General features: G+C 43.4%; 3 protein-coding genes. All 3 read right to left on the reverse strand.

The features are described from left to right. On the reverse strand, positions 1 to 369 hold a 369-nt coding region (locus tag VN429_RS09840), incomplete at its 3' end, for a response regulator (protein WP_325632766.1). A gap of 13 nt (positions 370 to 382) precedes the next feature. Then, positions 383 to 1,042, reverse strand: coding sequence for a tetratricopeptide repeat protein (locus VN429_RS09845; protein ID WP_325632768.1), 660 nt, complete (start codon positions 1,040 to 1,042; stop codon positions 383 to 385). Next, positions 1,035 to 2,423 carry a hypothetical protein gene (locus VN429_RS09850; RefSeq protein WP_325632770.1) on the reverse strand — a complete coding sequence of 463 codons (1,389 nt, stop codon included), beginning with the start codon at positions 2,421 to 2,423 and terminating at the stop codon, positions 1,035 to 1,037. Before VN429_RS09850 ends, VN429_RS09845 begins: the two co-directional genes overlap by 8 nt. Positions 2,424 to 2,460: the final 37 nt, after the last annotated feature.

Consider the following 2,460-nt stretch of genomic DNA (forward strand, 5'->3'; position numbering starts at 1 on the left):
GGAAACTAAGAGATTGATGATCTGAGTGAACGCGAGATATTGAAGAGGGCCTTCTGATCCTTTCTCCAGGAAAAAATCTGCTCCTCCCTGCAGGGCCTCAAGTGCTGTAATTTCATCCCCGTGACCGGTTTGTATGACAAAGGGGATACTCAGGTTCATCGACCGGACCTGTTTTAAAAATTCAAGCCCATTTTCTTCAGGCATATAATAATCAGAGATGATAATGTCGTACTTATGTTTCTCAAGTAAGACTAGAGCCTCGTCAACTGACGGGGCTGTATCAACTTCAAAATCTGGATTAGACTCCAGAATATATTTTACTACATCAAGAAGTGCTTCTAAATCATCAACGACAAGAATCCGAATCATACCCCTCCTCAACTCACAGAGATTTCAACTGCTCTGTAGCATGATGGTAGTCGGGATCAATGATTAAGGTTTTCGAATACCAGTCCCGTGCCTCCTTCAGTCTTCCCATTTCTTCATATGTGTGGGCAACATTATAGGCAGCGTCAGAATAATCCGGTCTGATATCCAATACTTCAAGATAACAGGCTATGGCATCTTCAAAACGTTTCAATGATGCCAGAGCATTTCCTTTATTGAGAAGGGCGAGGAGATGATCTGGCCTGATATCCAGAGCTTGGTCAAAAAGTAAAAGTGCTTCATCAAATCTTCCAAGAGACTGCAGTGTATTTGCCAGGTTGTAAGATGCTTCAAGAGACTCAGAATCTCTTGAAAGGGCCTCCCTGTAAGCAAGTTCTGCATCATTATATCTGCCAAGGTTCTGAAGGGCAAGTCCTTTGTTATTCCAGTATATTGCTGGTGATGGATCTGCTAAAAGAGCCTGCTCATAACAGGAGAGGGACTCATCATGCCTCCCGAGCATATCTAGAGATACTCCTTTCAGATTTAGGAGAGCGGGCTCTCCTGGTTTCTTTTCAAGAAACCGTTCAATGGAGGCAAGAGCCTTCTCAGGATTTCCTCTCTGTATCTCACGGATAATTGTGGCCGCAAGAACAGTATCTGCCCGCTTACCCATTCTGTTTCCGCTTCTCCCACCAATACCGGTATACGGCATAAACAGCAGCATTGATTATAATAATCAGGCACACTATTCCAATTATTGAAAGAACTGATTTGGGAACTTTATTCGTTATGGCTGCCAGCGGTGCTGTAAACGATACTGGACCTGGGTTTTTCTGTGAACTGGAATTAGTAATTGTTTTTGTCTGAACTGCCTGGGTAACAGATGGCAGGGGGGTGATAACAGGTGTCTGAGGATTGCTAACTTGGACCCCCGGAGTCGGAACTGGAGTAGTATCTTCAGGAGTAATCACTGGTACTGGCGTTATGGGATTAATTGCAGAAACATTGCTTGGAACTGAAGGTTGATAACTGACACCACCTGAAGATATTGAAGAAACCTGGGTCTGATTAATGCCAGAATTCTGACCACTTTGATTTAAAGAATGGCCCTCTGAAGGAATATATAGGCCATATATTGCGGCTTCGTAGATATCTCCTGATATCTCATTTGTAAAAGCACTTGATGTTGTATGGACTGGTTCCCATGAGGCAGTCTGGGAGATGTACTCATATAGTGAAGGACCAGAATTGATGATATCGTAGGCACGATCAGGAGGAAGTCTGAGTACCAATATTCCTTTCGGATTAAAGTACGTCTCTGAAGGAATGATTTCATAGGCATAACCGGTAAACTTCAGACTTTTATTTGTCGAGAGTGGCGGAAGATCAGAGACACTTTTTGGCCGTATACCAACTGCACTCAAAAACTGCCCTTCAGGTGAGAAGAGCATCGTTGATTTTCCGAACTGTAGTTCTGCTAGACCATCCTCAGCTTTGAATGTACGATCCTGATCAAGGCCATAACTTATCGTGGTTCCGGATCCTGAGGAGGCACTTCCGGATGAGGATGGCGAATATGTACCAGAACCTGAATTTACTACTGCGTTACTGGTAGAAACAGAAGTAGTATTATCAACCGGAGTCATGTAGGTAGCAGGAGATGCCATAGTGGTGGCACCAGTTCCGACTGCTAGATCAAGTTGCTTTGATACACCAGGTTCATAATCAACAGCCTGGGTTGCCTGCTTATCACCGATCATGAAGGAAATCTTAAGCATACCAGGCTTGTATTCTTCTTCTGGAACAGATACCTTCAATCTATCATCAAAAATACCAGGACCACCATAAAATCCATCAACCACAGTCTTGATGCTTCCCTTTTCGACTCCATTAATTATGGCAGTTATATTCGTGCCAGCTGGAGCAGGTTTACCATCGATAACCACACTACCATAAAATTCAGTGGGCATAGGTGGGATAGCTGATACATGTACTGCAAGAAGCAGAATGATAGCACAAGGAACAATCCGGGTCAGTATACTCCAGTTCCTCATAGAATGGGTACTATTTCTGTTTGAGATAAACTATATC

Source organism: Methanospirillum sp., assembly GCF_035560735.1.
Taxonomy (GTDB): Archaea; Halobacteriota; Methanomicrobia; order Methanomicrobiales; family Methanospirillaceae; genus Methanospirillum.